The sequence below is a fragment of the Solemya pervernicosa gill symbiont genome (genome assembly GCF_002020875.1).
Lineage (GTDB): Bacteria > Pseudomonadota > Gammaproteobacteria.
Window position 1 is genome coordinate 1 of the sequence record NZ_MPRL01000019.1, and the last position, 17,446, is coordinate 17,446.

Annotated in this window: 18 protein-coding genes; 5 read left to right on the top strand and 13 right to left on the bottom strand. The window is 52.7% G+C overall.

Annotation, left to right across the window (positions count from 1 at the left end):
• The first annotated feature begins 97 nt into the window (after positions 1-97).
• The 4 genes from BOW52_RS06575 (at position 98) to tsaA (ending at position 4,420) form a co-directional block, all read left to right on the top strand.
• Positions 98-1,681, top strand: a complete 1,584-nt coding sequence (locus tag BOW52_RS06575) for a sensor histidine kinase (protein ID WP_172840216.1) — start codon at positions 98-100, stop codon at positions 1,679-1,681.
• Positions 1,682-1,840: 159 nt separating this feature from the next.
• Complete coding sequence (gene cysG / locus BOW52_RS06580) at positions 1,841-3,244, top strand: siroheme synthase CysG (RefSeq protein WP_078483298.1); 1,404 nt, start codon at positions 1,841-1,843, stop codon at positions 3,242-3,244.
• Positions 3,245-3,426: 182 nt separating this feature from the next.
• Positions 3,427-3,630, top strand: coding sequence for a cold-shock protein (locus BOW52_RS06585; RefSeq protein WP_078483337.1), 204 nt, complete (start codon positions 3,427-3,429; stop codon positions 3,628-3,630).
• A 67-nt stretch (positions 3,631-3,697) separates the two neighbouring features.
• On the top strand, positions 3,698-4,420 hold the full coding sequence (tsaA, locus tag BOW52_RS06590) for a tRNA (N6-threonylcarbamoyladenosine(37)-N6)-methyltransferase TrmO (RefSeq protein ID WP_078483299.1): 723 nt from the start codon (positions 3,698-3,700) through the stop codon (positions 4,418-4,420).
• On the opposite strand, the gene BOW52_RS06595 is transcribed toward tsaA, so the two are convergent.
• Genes BOW52_RS06595 through BOW52_RS06605 form a run of 3 tightly spaced genes read right to left on the bottom strand, consistent with a single transcriptional unit; the run spans position 4,417 to position 5,446 of the window.
• Positions 4,417-4,728, bottom strand: coding sequence for a Rieske (2Fe-2S) protein (locus tag BOW52_RS06595; RefSeq protein WP_078483300.1), 312 nt, complete (start codon positions 4,726-4,728; stop codon positions 4,417-4,419). The genes tsaA and BOW52_RS06595 overlap by 4 nt on opposite strands.
• Positions 4,729-4,730: 2 nt before the next feature.
• Positions 4,731-4,964: a DUF2798 domain-containing protein gene (locus tag BOW52_RS06600; RefSeq protein ID WP_078483301.1), complete on the bottom strand. Its 234-nt coding sequence runs from the start codon at positions 4,962-4,964 to the stop codon at positions 4,731-4,733.
• Positions 4,965-4,972: 8 nt separating this feature from the next.
• On the bottom strand, positions 4,973-5,446 hold the full coding sequence (locus BOW52_RS06605; RefSeq protein ID WP_078483302.1) for a rhodanese-like domain-containing protein: 474 nt from the start codon (positions 5,444-5,446) through the stop codon (positions 4,973-4,975).
• A gap of 193 nt (positions 5,447-5,639) precedes the next feature.
• Between BOW52_RS06605 and BOW52_RS06610 the strand changes: the two genes are divergently transcribed.
• Positions 5,640-5,966 carry a S24 family peptidase gene (locus BOW52_RS06610; RefSeq protein WP_078483303.1) on the top strand — a complete coding sequence of 109 codons (327 nt, stop codon included), beginning with the start codon at positions 5,640-5,642 and terminating at the stop codon, positions 5,964-5,966.
• Here BOW52_RS06610 and BOW52_RS06615 read toward each other — a convergent pair.
• The 10 genes from BOW52_RS06615 to dsrK form a co-directional block, all read right to left on the bottom strand.
• Entirely contained in the window at positions 5,957-6,637 is a 681-nt protein-coding gene (locus BOW52_RS06615; RefSeq protein ID WP_078483304.1) for a response regulator, read from the bottom strand. The genes BOW52_RS06610 and BOW52_RS06615 overlap by 10 nt on opposite strands.
• A complete protein-coding gene (locus tag BOW52_RS06620; protein WP_078483305.1) occupies positions 6,637-8,295 on the bottom strand; it encodes an ATP-binding protein in 1,659 nt (552 codons plus the stop codon). Before BOW52_RS06620 ends, BOW52_RS06615 begins: the two co-directional genes overlap by 1 nt.
• A gap of 72 nt (positions 8,296-8,367) precedes the next feature.
• The gene (locus BOW52_RS06625) at positions 8,368-8,685 is read right to left on the bottom strand and encodes a HesB/IscA family protein (RefSeq protein ID WP_078483306.1); all 318 of its coding nucleotides are present in this window, start codon (positions 8,683-8,685) and stop codon (positions 8,368-8,370) included.
• Positions 8,686-8,724: 39 nt separating this feature from the next.
• Positions 8,725-10,110: a cobyrinate a,c-diamide synthase gene (locus BOW52_RS06630; protein ID WP_078483307.1), complete on the bottom strand. Its 1,386-nt coding sequence runs from the start codon at positions 10,108-10,110 to the stop codon at positions 8,725-8,727.
• Positions 10,111-10,112: 2 nt separating this feature from the next.
• Positions 10,113-11,117: a glycosyl transferase family protein gene (locus BOW52_RS06635; RefSeq protein ID WP_078483308.1), complete on the bottom strand. Its 1,005-nt coding sequence runs from the start codon at positions 11,115-11,117 to the stop codon at positions 10,113-10,115.
• A 167-nt stretch (positions 11,118-11,284) separates the two neighbouring features.
• Positions 11,285-12,499 carry an NrfD/PsrC family molybdoenzyme membrane anchor subunit gene (gene nrfD, locus BOW52_RS06640; protein ID WP_078483309.1) on the bottom strand — a complete coding sequence of 405 codons (1,215 nt, stop codon included), beginning with the start codon at positions 12,497-12,499 and terminating at the stop codon, positions 11,285-11,287.
• A gap of 41 nt (positions 12,500-12,540) precedes the next feature.
• Positions 12,541-13,281 (bottom strand): sulfate reduction electron transfer complex DsrMKJOP subunit DsrO, encoded by a 741-nt coding sequence (gene dsrO / locus BOW52_RS06645; protein ID WP_078483310.1) that lies wholly within the window; start codon positions 13,279-13,281, stop codon positions 12,541-12,543.
• Positions 13,274-13,711, bottom strand: a complete 438-nt coding sequence (locus tag BOW52_RS06650; RefSeq protein ID WP_135622112.1) for a hypothetical protein — start codon at positions 13,709-13,711, stop codon at positions 13,274-13,276. The genes dsrO and BOW52_RS06650 overlap by 8 nt, the downstream gene beginning before the upstream one ends.
• Before the next feature lie 18 nt (positions 13,712-13,729).
• The gene (locus BOW52_RS06655) at positions 13,730-15,727 is read right to left on the bottom strand and encodes an NAD(P)-binding protein (RefSeq protein WP_078483312.1); all 1,998 of its coding nucleotides are present in this window, start codon (positions 15,725-15,727) and stop codon (positions 13,730-13,732) included.
• 101 nt (positions 15,728-15,828) lie between these two features.
• Complete coding sequence (gene dsrK / locus BOW52_RS06660) at positions 15,829-17,412, bottom strand: sulfate reduction electron transfer complex DsrMKJOP subunit DsrK (RefSeq protein WP_078483313.1); 1,584 nt, start codon at positions 17,410-17,412, stop codon at positions 15,829-15,831.
• Positions 17,413-17,446 lie beyond the last annotated feature (34 nt).

A 17,446-nucleotide genomic window follows, 5' to 3' on the forward strand; every position in this document is an offset into this window, starting at 1 on the left:
GGGGCGCCGTAGGCATAAACGGTCGCGTTAAGTATTTGCCGCTTGCTTGGGCTTGGATGCCCAAAACAAGCTTCCGCAAAAATAGCGACTCCCCGAATTGATTGGTCCTGAGGGGCGTGTGCATGAGATCTATCATAACGCGCCGCCTGACCAGCACGAGGGCGGTGAGCTGGCTTCAACGTTAACCGGCCCGGTTAGTCTGTTGCGCAGAATGAGCCATAACCAGGCCTATATGACCATGATTGATGCTGCACCCTATGTGATCGCGGCTCAATCGGTGAAAGGTGCGCAGGGCGAGGTGACGCTGATGTTGATCAGTCCGATCGATAATCAGTTTCTCAAGGAAGTTAGCACTCAGGTTCCACAAGATACGGTTCTCGCATTAATTGATCCCGATACCGGTGTTGTGCTCTTTAGTAGCGACGAGCAAATGATCGAAGCGGGTAGTAAGACCGAAGTGCTGGGCAGTCGCTTCTTGCTCACTGGTAAATCATTTTTCGATTATGGTGCCTCCGATCTCAATATCCAGTTTGCCTCTTTCATAGCGACGGCTAATGCGAAGCGACTCGCTGAAAGAGTGGTGTCAGAGAGTCAGAGGCAACGCGTCTTTACGGCCTTTGTGCTGGTGCTCTCCTTTGCGCTGCTGAGTCTCTGGCTCGCGCAACGTATCAATAATCTGACTCAGGATGTGGTCAAGTTTTCCGACACCTTTCTCGATATTGAGCTGCCTATCGACCAGCGCGGTGATGAGATCGATGTGCTTGATGGTTATTTTCGCAAGTTCTCGCACGAGATCGTTGATGCGAGAGATAGTCTCTATAAGAAGATGGAGGAGAGTGAGCAGCTGGCTGAACGACTGCAGAAGGGTAAGAGTGAGTTGGAGCATTTTAATGCCATGCTCAAAGGGGAAATTGCTGAGCGACTACTGCGTGAACGTGAGCTGGAGCAGGCACGTGAGGAGGCGATTGCTGCCAGTGGCGCCAAGTCAGAGTTCCTATCCTATATGAGTCATGAACTACGTACACCACTCAACGCGATTCTTGGCTTTTCACAGGTGCTCGAACTGGAGGAGCTGGATGAGTCACAGGCCCAGATGGTGTCCGATATCTACAAGTCTGGTATGCACCTGCTTGAACTGATCAATGATGTGCTCGATTTGAGCAAGATTGAGGCGGGTCGCTTCGATATTAGCTTTGGTGAGGTGAACCTTGGCGATCTGGTCAGTGAGTGCATGGTGATGATGAACCCGCTGGCGGCAAACCGTGAGCTGACACTGCGCGTTGAGCCGTCTCAATTATCAGCGGTGATTCTCAATGCAGATAAGGTTCGACTCAAACAGGTTCTGCTCAATCTGCTCTCTAATGCCGTTAAATATAATCGTCGTGGCGGTTTCATTGCGATCACCGCGGAACCGGTTCACGACTGTTTCTATCGAATCAGTGTGACCGATAACGGGCTGGGGATTCCCAAAGAGCGCCAGGATGAGCTGTTTGAAGCGTTTAACCGAATTGAGGCAGAAGGCACACACATTGAGGGTACGGGAATTGGTCTGGTGATATCTAAGCGAATTGCCGAGTTGATGGGCGGTACTCTTGGGTTTGAGAGTGAATCGGGTCAGGGTAGTACCTTCTGGGTGGAGATCGGTCGATTTGAGCAACCGCTACTCAAAAAGATGGGATAACCGATACAATCGCCTCACTCCCCTCAATATTCTTCTTTAATTCATTGTAAAACAGATGGTTGTTAATACCCGAGCATTGAATAGGGGCTAGGTTGCCGAGTGGGAAACGGGTAGAATATTCCCCCTTTCCGCATTCAATGTATTAAGCGAGTATTTCTGATGGATTTCCTGCCGATTTTTATGAACCTGAAGGGGCGTAGCTGCCTCGTTGTTGGGGGAGGAGAGGTCGCCTCTCGTAAGGCTTCCCTGCTGCTCGATGCCGGAGCCGATCTCACTGTAGTGGCGCCAGAGTTGGCCAATACGCTGCAGGCCTGGGCCAATAGCGGCCGTGTTAAACATCGTGAGGCTGGTTTTGAGGCGAGCGATCTCGAGGACGTGGTACTGGTTATCGCGGCAACCGATGATGAGGCCGTTAATCGACAGGTCTCTGAACTGGCGCAGGCTCGCGCACTGCCGGTGAATGTAGTCGACAATCCGTCACTCTGTACATTCGTGATGCCATCGATCATCGACCGCTCACCAGTACAGATTGCTGTTTCAACCGGTGGTGTCTCACCGGTATTGGCGCGTCTGCTTCGCGCCCGTCTCGAATCACTGATCCCATCTGCATACGGGCGACTCGCATCTATGGTCGAGGGTTTTCGCGATGCGGTGAAGGGACGCTTCGATGACGTCAACTCACGTCGCGGTTTCTGGGAAGGGGTGCTGCAGGGACGTGTGGCTGAATTGGTCTTTGCCGGTAAGGATGATGCCGCCAGACGTGAGTTGGAAGCGTCAATCGAACGTGGTGAGGTGGAGATGCCGGGTGAGGTCTATCTGGTGGGTGGTGGCCCGGGTGATCCCGACCTGCTCACCTTCAGGGCACTGCGCCTGATGCAGCAGGCCGATGTTGTGGTTCACGACCGCCTCGTCTCGAAAGAGGTGCTCGATCTCTGTCGTCGTGATGCCGAGCGTATCTACGTCGGTAAGGAGCGTGATAACCACTCCGTACCGCAGGATCAGATCAACCAACTATTGGTCGATCTGGCCAAGCAGGGAAAACGCATCTGTCGTCTCAAGGGCGGTGACCCCTTTGTCTTTGGCCGCGGTGGTGAGGAGATCGATACCCTTACCGCCAATGGCGTCAGTTTCCAGGTGGTCCCGGCGATCACCGCCGCACTGGGCGCCTCATCCTATGCCGGTATCCCGCTGACCCATCGTGACTACTCTCAGTCGGTCGTCTTTGTCACGGGCCATCTCAAGGATGGCTCAATGAATCTCAACTGGAAGGGGCTGGCACAACCACAGCAGACCATCGTCTTCTATATGGGACTGAAGGGACTGCCGGTGATCTGCGAGAAACTGATCGAAAATGGCCTGTCACCTGACCTGCCAATCGCTCTGGTTCAGCAGGCGACCACTCCACGTCAGCGTGTATACACCGGCACATTGTCGACCATGCCGCAGATTATTGAAGGAACCACTATCAAGCCACCAACCCTGATTATTGTCGGGGATGTGGTGCGTCTGCATGAGCGACTCAACTGGTTTACCTCCGATGAAGAGGCGGGTGAGAAGCAATAGGCTGGCTTTATTTACGCATGCAAATATTTTTTTCTGTTGTGTAGTTATTGTAATAAAACAGCGCTACACTCGAGAACACTGTAATGAAGGATCTGAAGTGCTCTGCTTTTCGCTCTGGGCTTCCCCTCCAGCTGTTATAGTCAGTAAGTAGTGTGTATGACAAAATTTTTGAGGTAAGTAACATGGCAACAGGTACAGTTAAGTGGTTTAACAATTCCAAGGGATTCGGCTTTCTCGCACCGGCTGACGGTGGTGAAGATGTATTTGTACACTTCTCTGCTATCAAGGGTGACGGTTATAAGTCGCTGGAAGAGGGGCAGGGCGTATCGTTTGATATTGAAGATGGCCCGAAAGGACTGCAGGCTAGCAACGTCGTTCCTCAGTAACTAGACGTCTTCAAGTTTGCTTCGAGAACCCCGCTCCTGCGGGGTTTTTCGTTGTTGGGGTATAGAGATGGTAGATCCAGTTTCGTTTAATGTGATTGGGGAGGTGCACTCCTGTTTTAAGGAGAAGTTTGGTACGCCCAGACAGCCGGGCCTGATTCGCGAGGCACCCGCAAAGTTGGAGTTACATCCACCCTACAATCGTGAAGAGGCCATTCGCGGACTGGATGGTTTCTCTCATCTCTGGATTCTGTTCCTCTTTAATCAGAGCATGATGGAAGCGTGGAAGCCGATGGTACGACCACCACGACTCGGTGGTAATCAACGAGTCGGCGTCTTCGCAAGCCGGTCAAATTTCAGACCGAATCCAGTTGGGCTTTCGGTCGTTGCACTCGATTCGATCGATCTGAGCAGTGGTGTGGTGCTCAATCTTAGCGGGGTGGATATTCTTGACGGTACACCGGTAATCGATATCAAACCCTATCTCCCCTATGCCGATGTGATTGATGAGGCCAAGGCAGGTTATGCTCCAGCGCCACCAAGCACAGCAATTGGAATCCGATTCAGTGATCGTGCACTTACCCGTTGTCAGGAGCTGGAATCGAAAGGGTGTAATAACCTTAAATTGATTATCGAACAGATGTTATTGAGTGATCCACGTCCGGGTTACCAGCGTGAAACAGCACAAGAGGGAAAGCAGTTTGGGATGCGCCTGTTCGATCTGAATATCAAATGGTCAGTAGAGCAGGGGCTGTTCGTGGTACTTGAAATCGAACGGGTTAAAACAGGCTAAAGGGTAAACCCGATCTGCCCATCTTCAATAACGGTTTCAAAGATTCTGAGCGGATCACACTGTCCGGCGTTAGGTGTCAGTACTTCACCATTGTTGAGATCGAAACGAATGTAGTGTTGATTGCATTCGATGCTCTGCTCATAGAGTGTGGCTCTATCCAGTGGCACACCGAAATGACCGCAACGGTTCTCTATCAGGTAGCTCCTGCCCTGTTGATGAATCAACAATAGCTGCAGTCCATTAACCTCAAAGCTGCGTTGATAGCCGTCATGCAACGCTTCCACTTTTTCTAAAGAGTGAAATGGCATCGTTATGCCTCCTCGGTTAATCGGACAACCAGCCTGCGTACGATAGGCAGGACAATCAGCAGGGCCGGGAAGGCGATCGCAAAGGCGATCGGGAAGGCCCGCATCCACTGAATAAAGTAGTCGTCACGAAAACCGATATTGATCAAGGTGATCATCATCGACATGATGAAGGACATAAACAGCGAAGTGAACAGGACGATGAGGCGGGGTGCATAGCGCCGTGGTAGTCGCTTCATGGGTTGGACTATTTTTTGTAGTGGCTCGACATCTGTTCGGGACGCAGTCGTACTGAGAAGTATTCATCGGCAGCATCTTCGTCAACAGGTTTTTCATCCGTATCGACCAACGGTTGTTCATACTCCATCCAGCCGCGTACACCGGTTTTCAGTGAATAGACGTGCTCATAGCCAAGTCGTTGCATGCTGCTAGCAGCGAGGATGCTGCGATAGCCAGAGCGACAGACGATAACGATCTCTCTCTCGCGAGCCTGCACCAGTTCAGGAATAGTTTCCTCGTAGTCGTAATCGCAGGCCGACTCGAGAATGCCGCGCGGTACATTAATTGAGTTTGGGATATGCATCGCATCGAACTCGTAGGGTTCACGAACATCGAGGATCATCAACTCCTTACCCTCTTCAAACCACTCTTCTAAATCCCATGGAAAGATCTCCTTGATCTCACCAAGGCAATCCTTCATCAGATCGATAAAATGCTGCATAACTCTCCTACCAATTAGTAGACTGAATTTGTATTGTACGTTGCACGGCTGTGTGGAAAAAGTGAATTACCCATAATAAGTAGGCACGTTAAGGGTGTGTGTATCGGGCAGCCTTGCGATGATATTGATAGAATAGCGCCCATATTGTTAAAGGCCACACAGTGTGGCTGAGAATAGTTTGTAGGAGTTTCTAATGAGTGATCAGGCACAAAGTCAGTGTGAAGGTAACGAACCCTATGCGTTAATGGTATTGGGTGACAGCATGCTGCCAGAATTTAAAGAGGGCGATATTATAATCATCGAGCCGAGTGGTGTGATTGCCAATGAGAGCTATGTGATCGCCTATCACAACGATGAGTACATTTTTCGTCAACTGATCATTGATGATGACAAGTTTTACCTTAAGCCACTCAATGAGAGTTATGCGATGGAAGAGATCAGCGGACTCGATGTGATTAAAGGCAAGATTACGCAGAAGAAGTTCAGTAGCAAACGCAAGGATATTAAGTTCTACGCCTGATCGCGCTCTGCGACACTCTTGTTGCAGACGCCCTGTTCCACTGCGATGACGGCCGCCTCGACACGAGAGTGGACCGATAGTTTGCGCAGTACCGCCTTTACATGGAGTTTTACGGTGCCGTCGGTTATGCCGAGGTTACGGGCGATGGCCTTGTTGCTTTGGCCCTCAGCCAACAGACAGAGAATCTCCTTCTCGCGTGGGGTGAGTTCAGAGAAGGGATTACTCTCTTCATTATCGATCTCTTCGTCTGCGCTGCCATCTCCCTGCTGCACGACCTTGGCAAGTACTCCGGCCAGATCTGGGGCGATGACGGTCTTTCCGGCGACGATATTGCGTAGTGCACTGACCAGCTCATCAGGTTCCATATCTTTGAGCAGATAACCCTGTGCTCCGTTGCGTAGTGAGTCGATCAGGTCCTGCTCATCATCACTGGTAGTGAGCATCACAGCAGGCATCTCCAGGCCGCTGTTGCGCACCTTGGTCAGCACTTCTATGCCGCTCATGTCGGGCATGCGCATATCGAGTAGTACCACGTCGGGATTGAGCTGAGGCGCAATCTCCAGTCCCTCGCTACCGCTGGCCACGGCAGTAACTTCAATGCCGCGTTTCTCTAGTAGTCCTTCGAGGCCTACACGGAAAAGGGCGTGATCATCAATTACCAATACTTTCATCAGGTCATCACCTGTAGCTCGGGAATCTCTACCTGAACTCCCTCGTTGAAACGGAAGGTGAGCTGGATGCGCGTCCCGTCACCCGGTTCACTCTCAATTCTCACGCGTCCACCCAGGTGTTGAGCACGCTCTTCCATAATCGAAAGCCCGACGTGCTCGCCGGGGTGACCATCAAGAATCGGCTTATCAAATCCGACACCATCATCCTCGACCAATACCATGTAGTTACCTGCCGCATCGCAACGCAGTATGACGCGTACTGCGTGCGCCTCGCTGTGTTTGCGTATGTTGGCCAGGCACTCCTGAATGATGCGCAGCACCTGCATCTCGTAGTTGGTCGGCAGGCTGGCATGTTGCCACTCCTTCTGCAGGAAGGTGGCGATACCGGTGTCATCTCGAAAGCGTTTGATGATCTTCTCGAGTGAGGGGATCAGGCCACGTTGGCCGATAGGGGCTCGGAAGTGGGCGATCAGCTCGCGTAGCTCCAGGTAGGCTTCATCGAGACTATTTTCGATCTGCTCAATCTCCTGGATCGCCTCGAAATCAGCGCTCTGCTGCAGCGTCTCATCAAGCACACGTACCTGAAAGCGCAGACTGGCAAGTGTCTGTGCCAGTGAGTCGTGCAGCTCATGGGCAAGCATGGTGCGTTCCTGAATGATTGAGAGTTTTTTCGCCTCATTATCAATATGCGCTTTTTCGATCGCCATACCGAGGTGTCGACCGATACTGGTCAACAGCGCATTGGTATCTTCGAGATCATCGAGTACCGACTTATCGACAAACAGATTGTAGACGCCGAGTGTGCGGCCGCGATACTGCAGAGGGACTGCGAGCATCTGAACATCCTCGTCGGTGAAAAACGCCTGGCCGGCGTATTCACCACAGGTGCTGATATCCTCCTGACACATCACCTCACCTTCGGTGGCGACCTTGCCGCACATGCAGCGCTGCAGGGGAATCATCTGTTCTTGTTCGACCACCTTCTCATCAAGTCCGATGCTATAGATCAGATTCATGTGTTGATCGTTAGTCAGCAGTCGAACCGCGGCGGCACGCGCCTTGGTGAGATCTTTGAGGGTATGCAGAAAGCGGATCAGCAAATCATTCAGATCGCGTGAGATGTTAATGCTGGCGGCTACGTCGTAGAGGATCTCAAGTGAGCGGGTCTTCTGTTCGATGTAGTGCATATTCTTCTGCACTTCATCGTCCATGTCGTGAGTCAGTTTTTGTAGTGCATCAGAGACGCGATTGACGTTGTTCGAGAGTTCGTTACAACCACCGCACTCAAAATCCGGAAGGCGGTTATCAAGATTGCCGTGGGCGATACCAAAGGCCCAGTTATGTACCCGCTGCATTGGTTCAACCAGTGTTTTGCGCAGCTGGCGTGCAGCGAAGAAAAGGGTGAGTAGGGTGGTGACAGAGAGCAGTAGCAGTACAGTGATTACACTGTCACGCTGCTCAGGGTAGAGCAGGGCGGTGATCGCACAGCCGATAGTGGCTACGATGATTGCAAGGAGAAGCACAAACTCCGTAGTCAGGCCAAATCGCTTAACTAGAGAGAGGAGTGTGTTTGGAACGGAGTCACTAGAGTAGGCCTCATCAAGGGCCTCAACCTCAGTTTCATGCTCCTGTTCGTCTATCGGCTGGGATGTGATCATGCGTGCTGCCCGCCAGGCGCTGATTAAACTCTGATTGTATCAGATCAGCGCAGGGTGCCGATTATTGTGGTCTTAATCCTCTTCGGTGGGTGGAACGAAGTTTGGATCGTTGGGATTGAGGAAAATAAAGCTGAACTGACCTGGCTCCATCTCAACATAATCGACGGTGGTTCCCTGCAGAAGAGCCTTGCCTGTCTCGTCAATAACGATATCGACACCCTCGGAGTCGAAGTGAAGGTCTCCGTCACGGCGTGAATCAAAACCGATGGCGTACTGAATCGAACCATCATCGGCGCGACGAGCTGCAATGCGCAACGGTAGACCGTCGTTTTCACCCTGCTCGGCAGATTCCAGAATCTGTTTGGCAGCATTCTTCGTGACTTTCAACATTGTGGTAGTACCCCTTGGTTCTGATCAGATGCAGCTGGATTAGGTCGCTGTTGAATTTTTACAGCGCCTTACAAACTCGATAAAGCGTCCAATCCAACGATTGCTGGCAGTGTCTCGCAGGTGAGCATAATTGGCCAGCAGATTACGATAGACGATGCCGTCGCGCGTTCCGTCGATACCGACGCCGCGCAACACGTTATAGGCATAGTTGAGGCCATCGGGTAGGTTTTCAAGGGCAGAGTAATGGAACTCATGCCCCTTAAACTGCCCCGGTTGGCTATCACTGTTGGTTAGTGGCCATGGTCCCTGTCCACTCTCTTCGAGTTCAACATAGCCGCGCCCAACGGGACGCGGGTGCATGACTGTATCGGCTGGAATGGCTCCAACCATCTCAGCCGTCGATCCCTGCCACTGTAGCGAGCGGCTCAGATACATCAGGCCACCACACTCAGCGTAGACGGGCATATCCGCTTCGATGGCGGCATGGATCGCTGAACGCATTTCGCTATTGGTCTCAAGCGCCGCCATGTGGGTCTCAGGAAAACCACCGCCGATAAAGAGTGCGTCGACATCGGGCAGTGTTTTGTCGTTGAGTGTGTCGAAGAAGATCGGCTCAGCACCGGCGGCGCGCATCGCATCGAGATCATTCTCATAATAGAAGCCGAAGGCGGCATCTCGAGCGACACCGATACGTAGATCCATTGTGGCTGAAGGCTGCTGTTGGGTGCCTGCGGTAAGCGGTTTCGCATTGGCAGCAATTTCGATAATAGCGTCGAGATCGACCTGTGCAGCAACAAGATTGGCGATGCTCTCTATCTTACGTTCAGCACCACCCGCTTCATTGCTAGGTACCAGGCCAAGGTGACGCTCCTCGATGGTCAGTTCCCGATTGCGGTGAATTGCTCCCAGCACAGGCAAGTTGGTGTAGTGCTCTACCGCCTGCCGTAATTTTGTTTCGTGACGAGGGCCAGCAACCTTATTAAGGATGACACCCGCAATAACGATTTCATTATCAAACTGTTGATAGCCAAGCAGTAGGGGGGCTATGCCACGTGTAATTCCCTGGCAATCGATCACCAGCACAACGGGTGCATTGATCAGCTTGGCAAGCGCAGCATTACTATTACTACCATCGAGCTCCATGCCGTCATAGAGCCCCTTGTTGCCCTCGATAATGGAGATGTCGACGGGAGAGGATCGCTCTGCAAAGGTCGTAACAATCTCGTTGGGCTGCATGGTGTAGAAATCGAGGTTATAGCAGCCGTTACCCGATGCCTTACCAAGCCAGAGCGGGTCGATATAGTCAGGACCCTTCTTGAACGGACGAACGTTATGACCGCGCGCGGCGAGTGCCGCGCAGAGTCCAATTGAGACAGTGGTCTTGCCCGACGACTTGTGGGCCGCCGAGATCATGATATGGCCCATCTTTAGGCAGCAGCACCGTAGCGTTCACGATTGCGGTTTTCCCACATCTCGCGAGCAGCGGCTTCGGCACTCTCGATTGAGTCGGCACGTCCCATCATCTTCAGGGTGATGGCAACTGTGCCAACAACCGATGCCTCTGCATATTCATCTTCGTGAGTTCCGTTCCAGAGTGCCGCCAACTGGTCAAGATTGAGATCAGCATCCTTTACATGGCGTCGTTTAAACATCGGTGGCCACTCCTCATCGCTCATCTCACCGTCATGTACGCTCTGCACCAGACAGGCGATATCAGGATTACGCTCGATCTCACCACCTTCTCCTTTAATAACGGCCAAATGCGGCTGCTCAAGCAGGATGGCTGCCTCCTGGTGCATCGGACGGTAACCGGGGTGGAAGATGCCCTGAAGTACATAAGGCGCCTTAAAGGGGTTTAGCAGACGTGAGAGGGTATGCACCGGTGAGCGTAACCCAAGTACGGGGCGCAACTCGATAATCTGGTGCAGTTTGGGAGAGAGCTGCTCGAGATCGAGGTAGGCGAAGTTATTCTGCTCCATCTTATCGATAGCATCGGCAATTGAGTTACAGGGGGTCATACCGAAGTGACCCAACACATCCTTGGTATAGATGCGTCCTGCTGTATGACCGCTAGCGCCGTGCATGAATATACGTACGCCACTCTCTGCCAGCAGCAGGGCAGAGAGCAGGAACCAGGGTAGATGACGGCGTTTGCCGGCATAGGAGGACCAGTCGAGGTCCACCTGCAACTGAGTGTCGGGGAGCTCAAGGCACTCACGTGTCGCTGCAACAAACCCCGCTAACTCTTCCGGGCTCTCCTCTTTGACGCGCATTAGCATCAGGAAGGCACCTAACTGTTCTGGCTCGACCTCATCGTTAAGAATCATGCGCATCGCCTGATGCGCTTCCTCCTGAGTCAGGGCACGTGAACCGTTCTTGCCTTTACCAAGAATACGGATAAAGGGGGCGAAGGGGTGTTCCTGTTGTGACATGGTGTTACCTCATTCTGTGGATGCTATGCGATCAAGCACTTTAGATTCGGTCTATCTTGCCATAATTCAAGGTCTGACACGTTCCCTGAGCTCATGGTTTTCACTATTTTCTAGGGTAGAAACAAAATGGCCGCCTATAAAGGCGGCCATTTCGAAGCTAATGTGACTTAGTGGTGCGGGTCGACAACCTCGTCAGCCAGGCTCTCCGGAAGAATGTGGAGTGTCTTGACCGCCATCAAAATCAGCAACAGGGCGGTGGCAAAACCACCCAGACCGAGCATTATTTCAGGCAGAGTCGGTGCGTAGCTGTGGGCAATGCCGTTCACGGCACCATCAAAGAAGCTGCTGCTCACCTCATAGCCAGGGAACATCATCAGTGGGAAGGCCTGTCCGCCAATGATGAGTACATACATCTGTATCAGGCCACCGAGGATAACCAGACCCGCTGCACTGGCAATCCAGTTACGTGAGGCACCCAGTTTCGGATGGTAGAGGATAGCCAGAGGTACCAGCGAGCCGAGCAGGATCTGACCGATCCAGAACAGTTTGGTGTAGATACCGCCATCAAGCAGGATGAAGCGTTCAACCGCATGGTGTTCAGTGGCGTAGAGATTGGTAACGTGCTGGGTGATGACGAAGTAGAGCACACCGGCCACAAATACACCGAGCAGGTTCTTCATGCGTTTGATCATCGCATCGCCCAGCGGACGCTCAATGGCGTTGTAGGTGAACATCAGTACCAGTAGAAAGATTGCAAGGCCGAAGGCGAATGACATGACGACAAACATCGGAGCCATGATCGCTGCATCGTAGGCCTGACGGGCAACCAGGAAGCCGAAGATTGAACCGGTACCGGTGGTAAGTACCAAACGCCAGACAAATGCGAAGGTACCAACCGCTCTGGAGTAGGGGTTCATACGACGTTCCATCATGGTCCAGAGATAGGCCAGTACGATAACCAGGAAGCCATTATAGAGCAGGATGTTCCAGGCAAAGATCGACTTGAAGTTGTAGGTGGTCATTGCCACGATCAGACGATCAGGACGGCCGAGATCGAGGACCAGTACCATCAGACCACCAATCAGCAGCGCTATAGCCATGATTGCTGAGAGTGGCGCCAAAGGTTTGTACATCTTCTTGCCAAACACGGAGCCGATTGAGGCTACGTTGAGTGCACCGGAGGCCGCAACGATCAGGAATACCGCAAACACGTGCGGTGTGCCCCAGACGATCTGGTTACTCATACCGGTCACCCAGTGACCGTTATGCTCCATGTAGTAGGTCGAACCCAGTGCAGCCAGGATGAAGCCACCAAGGATGATTAGCAGGGAGTAGAAGCCCTGCATGTGTCCAATAATGTCGCGATAGACGATCTTTTTCATCAGTCTCAATACCCGCTTTTATAAAGCTGTTAGTTGTAAGCTCAGATGCCCTGGTAACGCACGCCAGGATTAAGGCCGAGGTCGGCACGAATCTGGGTGGTTGCGTGGGTCTTAACGGCCTTGGCGATGTTGCTCTCTGGATCGTTGAGATCACCAAACACCATCGCGTCTTCGCCGCAGGACTCAACACAGGCTGGTGTACCGTCCTCGTCGACACGATGAACGCAGAGCGTACACGCCTCTACAGTGCCCTTGCCACGAGGTGAATAGGGCTTCTGATCCTCGACAGTCTCGTGCACAAATGAGCGAGCCTTATAGGGGCAGGCCATCATGCAATAGCGACAGCCGATACAGATGTGTTTGTCGACCAGAACGATACCATCCGCGCGTTTGAACGAAGCACCCGTTGGGCAGACATCGGCACAGGGTGGATTCTCACAGTGCTGGCACATCAGTGGCAGCGAGTGAACAGCACCAGTGGCCTTCTCACGCAGTTCAACCTTGCGGATGTACTGGGTATCGGTCTCTGGACGGCCGTGTGTAGTCAGCGCATGCTCTTCATTACAGGCGCTCACACAGTCGTTACACCCCTTAGCACACTTGTTGGTGTCGATCAGCATGCCCCAGCGAACCTTGTCGGTAACTGCTTCATCTGCTGGTTTGGCGTGTGCCGTTGAGAGCAGTACGCCTGGTGCGATGGTGACACTGGCAGCAGCAGCCGTACCGGCGATAAAACGACGACGCGACTGATCTTTTACTTGTTTATCTGCGTGGTTACTCATTGACATTAACCTCGGCAATTTGGGCCTTCAACGTTTCGTTGATGGTTGCGTTGCCCAGTTTGGCTCTCTCTTCAGAGGGTTTAGAGGTGTGACACTGGAAGCAGTCGACGCTAACCGCTGCATATTTATGGCAGCCGCTACAGAAGTGCTCAGGGTTCTTCACGCTCATGAACTGACCGTCACCATCTTGCTTAGCATGACAATCGATGCACCCTTTGAGGCTGTGTTTGCTGGTGCGGATGCCATCGCGCATGGTTGCATCACGTTGATGCCTGATCAGATCCATGTGGTTGTGTCGCATGAAATCGGTCGGCTCGACGCACTGTTCACCCTTAGCGCCGGTACCAGTCTCATGCTCAGCCGCATGGGCAACCGCTACGAGACTCAGAGCGAGTGCGGCAGCAGCCAGTAGTTGAACTATTTTCTTCATCGAAACCATAACGATTCCTTATTCACCCATGCCCATGTCGATGTAACCGGTGGGGCAGACGTCGGCGCAGATGTGACAACCGATACAACGGCTGTAGTCAGTGAAGACGTAACGGCCAGTGGTTGAATCCTTAGCCGGGGTCTTCTTAACAGCCTCCTGAGGACAGAAGACAACGCAGTTATCACACTCGAAGCACATGCCGCAGCTCATGCAGCGACCAGCCTCTTCCTGTGCCTGCTCTGTGGTCAGACAGACCAGACGCTCCTGGTAGTTACCGAGCACTTCATCTGAGCCGATTGAGATCTCGTCACGCTTAATGCGGTCGGTGAACTCGAAGTGGCCGAGGAACAGGTTGGTTGAAGGAATGATCTCGTTGGTAGCACGATCTTCGTAGTTGTGTACCGCCCAGTCGTTCTCAGAGGTACCACGCAGACCCAGATCGATCTCCTTAGCAAAACCTTCGGCCTTCTTGATCTCATCGCGACCTGCTGCGTGGAAGTCCACTGGGCTGTGATCGGTCTCAACCAGCTTACGCATCAGGTTGAAGTGATGAACGTCGACCTTCGGACGCTTGCTCATCTCTTGATTGTCGAGGTAGCGATCAATACCGTCGGCTGCGATAGAAGCCTGGCCGATAGCGGTGGTCAGCAGGTGAGGGCGAACGATATCGCCAGCAACGAAGTGACCCGCCTTGCCAGGAACCTGGAAGTTGGCGTCGGCATCAATGAAACCCTTGCCGTTGTCGACTGATTCGATGCCTTCCATGTTACCGCTCTGACCGATCGCAGATACGACCAGGTCACACTCGATGGTCTCTTCAGAGCCTTCAATAACGGTAGGACGACCATCGACCATCTCACACTTGGCAATCTTCAGTGCGGTGGCGCGACCATCGGCACCCTTGATGACTTCAAGAGGCATTACGCTGCCACGAATCTCAACACCCTCGTTGGTTGCATCACGAACTTCGTGTTCTGCAGCGGTCATCTCTTCAACGGGGAAGAGTGAGGTGAGCATAACGTCAGCGCCTTCACGCTTGGCAGTCGCTGCCACGTCGTGTGCGGTCTGGCCGAGGATAACGTTCTCGGCACGATCATTTTCGTGGACTTCGGTGATTGCACCGAGGCGACGGGCAACAGAGGCGACGTCGATCGAGGTGTCACCACCACCGATGACGATTACCTTACCGGTGACTGCCTGCAGGCGGCCTTCATTAAAGGCTGCGAGGAAGGCGATACCAGAGATACAGTTGACGGCATCTGCACCCTCAACCGGGATGTTACGACCAGAGTGGGTACCGATCGCCCAGAGTACGGCGTCGTAATCCTTCTCGATCTGGTCCATTGGGATGTCTTTACCGATACGGGTGCTGGTACGAACCTCTACGCCCATGTCGGTGATGCGCTTGATCTCACCGTCGAGTACGTCGCGAGGAGTACGGTAGCCAGGAATGCCGTAACGCATGAAGCCGCCGAGCTCTTCGTGGTCATCAAATACGGTCGCACCGTGGCCACGACGACGCAGCTGGTAGGCAGCTGCCAGGCCCGCTGGTCCGCCACCGATGATCGCTACCTTCTTACCGGTCTCAGGAGCGGGTGCATCGAACTGGTAGTTGTTGGCCAGTGCGGTGTCACCGATGTACTGCTCGATAGAGTTGATACCGACGAAGTCTTCAACCTGGTTACGGTTACAGCCGTCCTGACAAGGAGCGGGGCAGACACGACCCATGATTGAAGGGAAGGGGTTGGCGTTAGTTGAACGGCGGAATGCATACTCCTGCCAATCCATATCGCCAACTGGTTTCTCGATACCGCGAACGATGTCGAGCCAGCCGCGGATATCCTCACCTGCAGGGCAGCTGCCCTGGCATGGGGGGGTACGGTGTACGTAGGTGGGGCACTTGTGCGACCAGCTGGCCTGGAAGATCTGCTCTGACCATGCCGAGGTTTTGCTGTCGCCATCTTCATATCGACGGAATGTCAGATCGTTGTTCATATCTTCGCTGCTTGTAGCCATGCTCGAATCTCCTAAAGCTTAAAATTCTGCAGTTCTATCCAACTATTAGGGTTGGGTTTCACTGCTTTAAGAAAAATTTAATTGTGGTTTAGCTATTGCTATTAATCTTCGTTTTCTTCCTGATCGTCATCATTACCTTCACCCTCACCGGGGAGAATGATGGCGTCTTTAACCAGCTGGTGAGTACTGGTGATCATATCCATTGGGAAACCGTAGTAGGGCAGGACCTTGGCAAACTGTGCCTTACAGATTGCACAGATCGCAGCCAGATTGGTGACCTTATGTTCATCAACCACGCTCTTGAGTGCTTCCATGCGTGGTAGTGCGCCCTTGACGCGAATCTCCATTAGATCATCGGTCAGCAGACCGCCGCCGCCACCGCAGCAGTAGGTCTTTTCACGAATCGTTTCGGGTTCCATGTCGACGTAGTTATTGCAGCACGCCTTGATGACCTCGCGAGGAATGTCGAACTGGCCACCAGGGGTGGTGCCCATGCGACTGCCACGCGCGACGTTGCATGAGTCGTGGAAGGTAACAACGCGGTGGTCGTTACGTGATTTGTCGAGATTCAGTTCACCCTTTTCGATTAGATCGTTGGTGAACTCACAGATGTGCTGAGGAATAGGGTAGCTATGGTCGAGCTGTTTCTGGAGCTGCTGGGCATAGACATCATTTTCATCGGCACCAGAGCCGATTCCAGCGGTGGTATTCCAGAAACTGTATGCAACGCGCCAGGCGTGACCACACTCACCGACAATGATGCGCTTAACGCCGAGGTCGATTGCCGCCTTTCTAATACGTTCAGCCACGACCTTCATATTGGAGTAGCTGCCGATAAACATCGAGAAGTTGGCCGCTTCAGAGGCGTAGGTGCTCAGCGTCCATTTGACCCCCGCAGCATGGAAGACCTTGGCATAACCCATCAGACCATCAATGTGCGGCTCAGCAAAGAAGTCGGCAGAGGGGGTGATGAGTAGAACATCGGCACCCTGCTCATCAATAGGGATGCGGACCTCAACGCCGGTCTCATCCTCAATCTCCTCTTCGAACTCTGCAAGAGTCGCCTTGAGAGCCTTCTCTGGTAGACCCAGATTGTTACCAATCTTCTGTAGTTTACCGAGGATCTCATTACAGTACTTCTGACCATGGCCAATAGAGTCCATGATCTCACGAGCCGCCATAGAGATTTCTGCGGTATCGATACCGTAGGGGCAGAAGACTGAGCAACGACGACACTGTGAGCACTGGTGGAAGTAGCTGTACCACTCATCCAGTACTTCACGGTTCATCTCGCGTGCGCCGACGATGCCAGGCATGCCGAGTTTGGCAAAGAATTTACCCGCAAAGGTGAAGTAGCGGCGGTAGACACTACGTAGCAGGTCCTGACGAGCAACCGGCATGTTCTTAGGATCGTAGGTACCTTGGAAATAGTGGCACTTGTCGGTGCAGGCACCACACTTTACACAGCTATCGAGATAGACACGAAGAGAGCGGTACTTACCGAGCAGATCGCCCATCTTGTCGATGGCTTTCTCTTCCCAGTTATCAACCAACTCACCGGGGAAGCCGATATCCTCATTGTGGTTCGGCTTAGCGATAAAGGGACTAAGGTGTGATGTCGCATCGTTTTGCAGATCCGGAATAATCGGAAATTCCTTCATCTGCGGTGTCTGGAAATCGGCCACGCGATACTCCTGAATAATTCTATTTTTCGTTAAT

Excerpts from the sequence above, each read along its gene's own strand:
- cysG (WP_078483298.1), top strand. The coding sequence starts at position 1,841 with ATGGATTTCCTGCCGATTTTTATGAACCTGAAGGGGCGTAGCTGCCTC.
- BOW52_RS06585 (WP_078483337.1), top strand. The coding sequence starts at position 3,427 with ATGGCAACAGGTACAGTTAAGTGGTTTAACAATTCCAAGGGATTCGGC.
- tsaA (WP_078483299.1), top strand. The coding sequence starts at position 3,698 with ATGGTAGATCCAGTTTCGTTTAATGTGATTGGGGAGGTGCACTCCTGT.
- BOW52_RS06595 (WP_078483300.1), bottom strand. The coding sequence starts at position 4,728 with ATGCCATTTCACTCTTTAGAAAAAGTGGAAGCGTTGCATGACGGCTAT.
- BOW52_RS06600 (WP_078483301.1), bottom strand. The coding sequence starts at position 4,964 with ATGAAGCGACTACCACGGCGCTATGCACCCCGCCTCATCGTCCTGTTC.
- BOW52_RS06605 (WP_078483302.1), bottom strand. The coding sequence starts at position 5,446 with ATGCAGCATTTTATCGATCTGATGAAGGATTGCCTTGGTGAGATCAAG.
- BOW52_RS06610 (WP_078483303.1), top strand. The coding sequence starts at position 5,640 with ATGAGTGATCAGGCACAAAGTCAGTGTGAAGGTAACGAACCCTATGCG.
- BOW52_RS06615 (WP_078483304.1), bottom strand. The coding sequence starts at position 6,637 with ATGAAAGTATTGGTAATTGATGATCACGCCCTTTTCCGTGTAGGCCTC.
- BOW52_RS06620 (WP_078483305.1), bottom strand. The coding sequence starts at position 8,295 with ATGATCACATCCCAGCCGATAGACGAACAGGAGCATGAAACTGAGGTT.
- BOW52_RS06625 (WP_078483306.1), bottom strand. The coding sequence starts at position 8,685 with ATGTTGAAAGTCACGAAGAATGCTGCCAAACAGATTCTGGAATCTGCC.
- BOW52_RS06630 (WP_078483307.1), bottom strand. The coding sequence starts at position 10,110 with ATGGGCCATATCATGATCTCGGCGGCCCACAAGTCGTCGGGCAAGACC.
- BOW52_RS06635 (WP_078483308.1), bottom strand. The coding sequence starts at position 11,117 with ATGTCACAACAGGAACACCCCTTCGCCCCCTTTATCCGTATTCTTGGT.
- nrfD (WP_078483309.1), bottom strand. The coding sequence starts at position 12,499 with ATGAAAAAGATCGTCTATCGCGACATTATTGGACACATGCAGGGCTTC.
- dsrO (WP_078483310.1), bottom strand. The coding sequence starts at position 13,281 with ATGAGTAACCACGCAGATAAACAAGTAAAAGATCAGTCGCGTCGTCGT.
- BOW52_RS06650 (WP_135622112.1), bottom strand. The coding sequence starts at position 13,711 with ATGAAGAAAATAGTTCAACTACTGGCTGCTGCCGCACTCGCTCTGAGT.
- BOW52_RS06655 (WP_078483312.1), bottom strand. The coding sequence starts at position 15,727 with ATGGCTACAAGCAGCGAAGATATGAACAACGATCTGACATTCCGTCGA.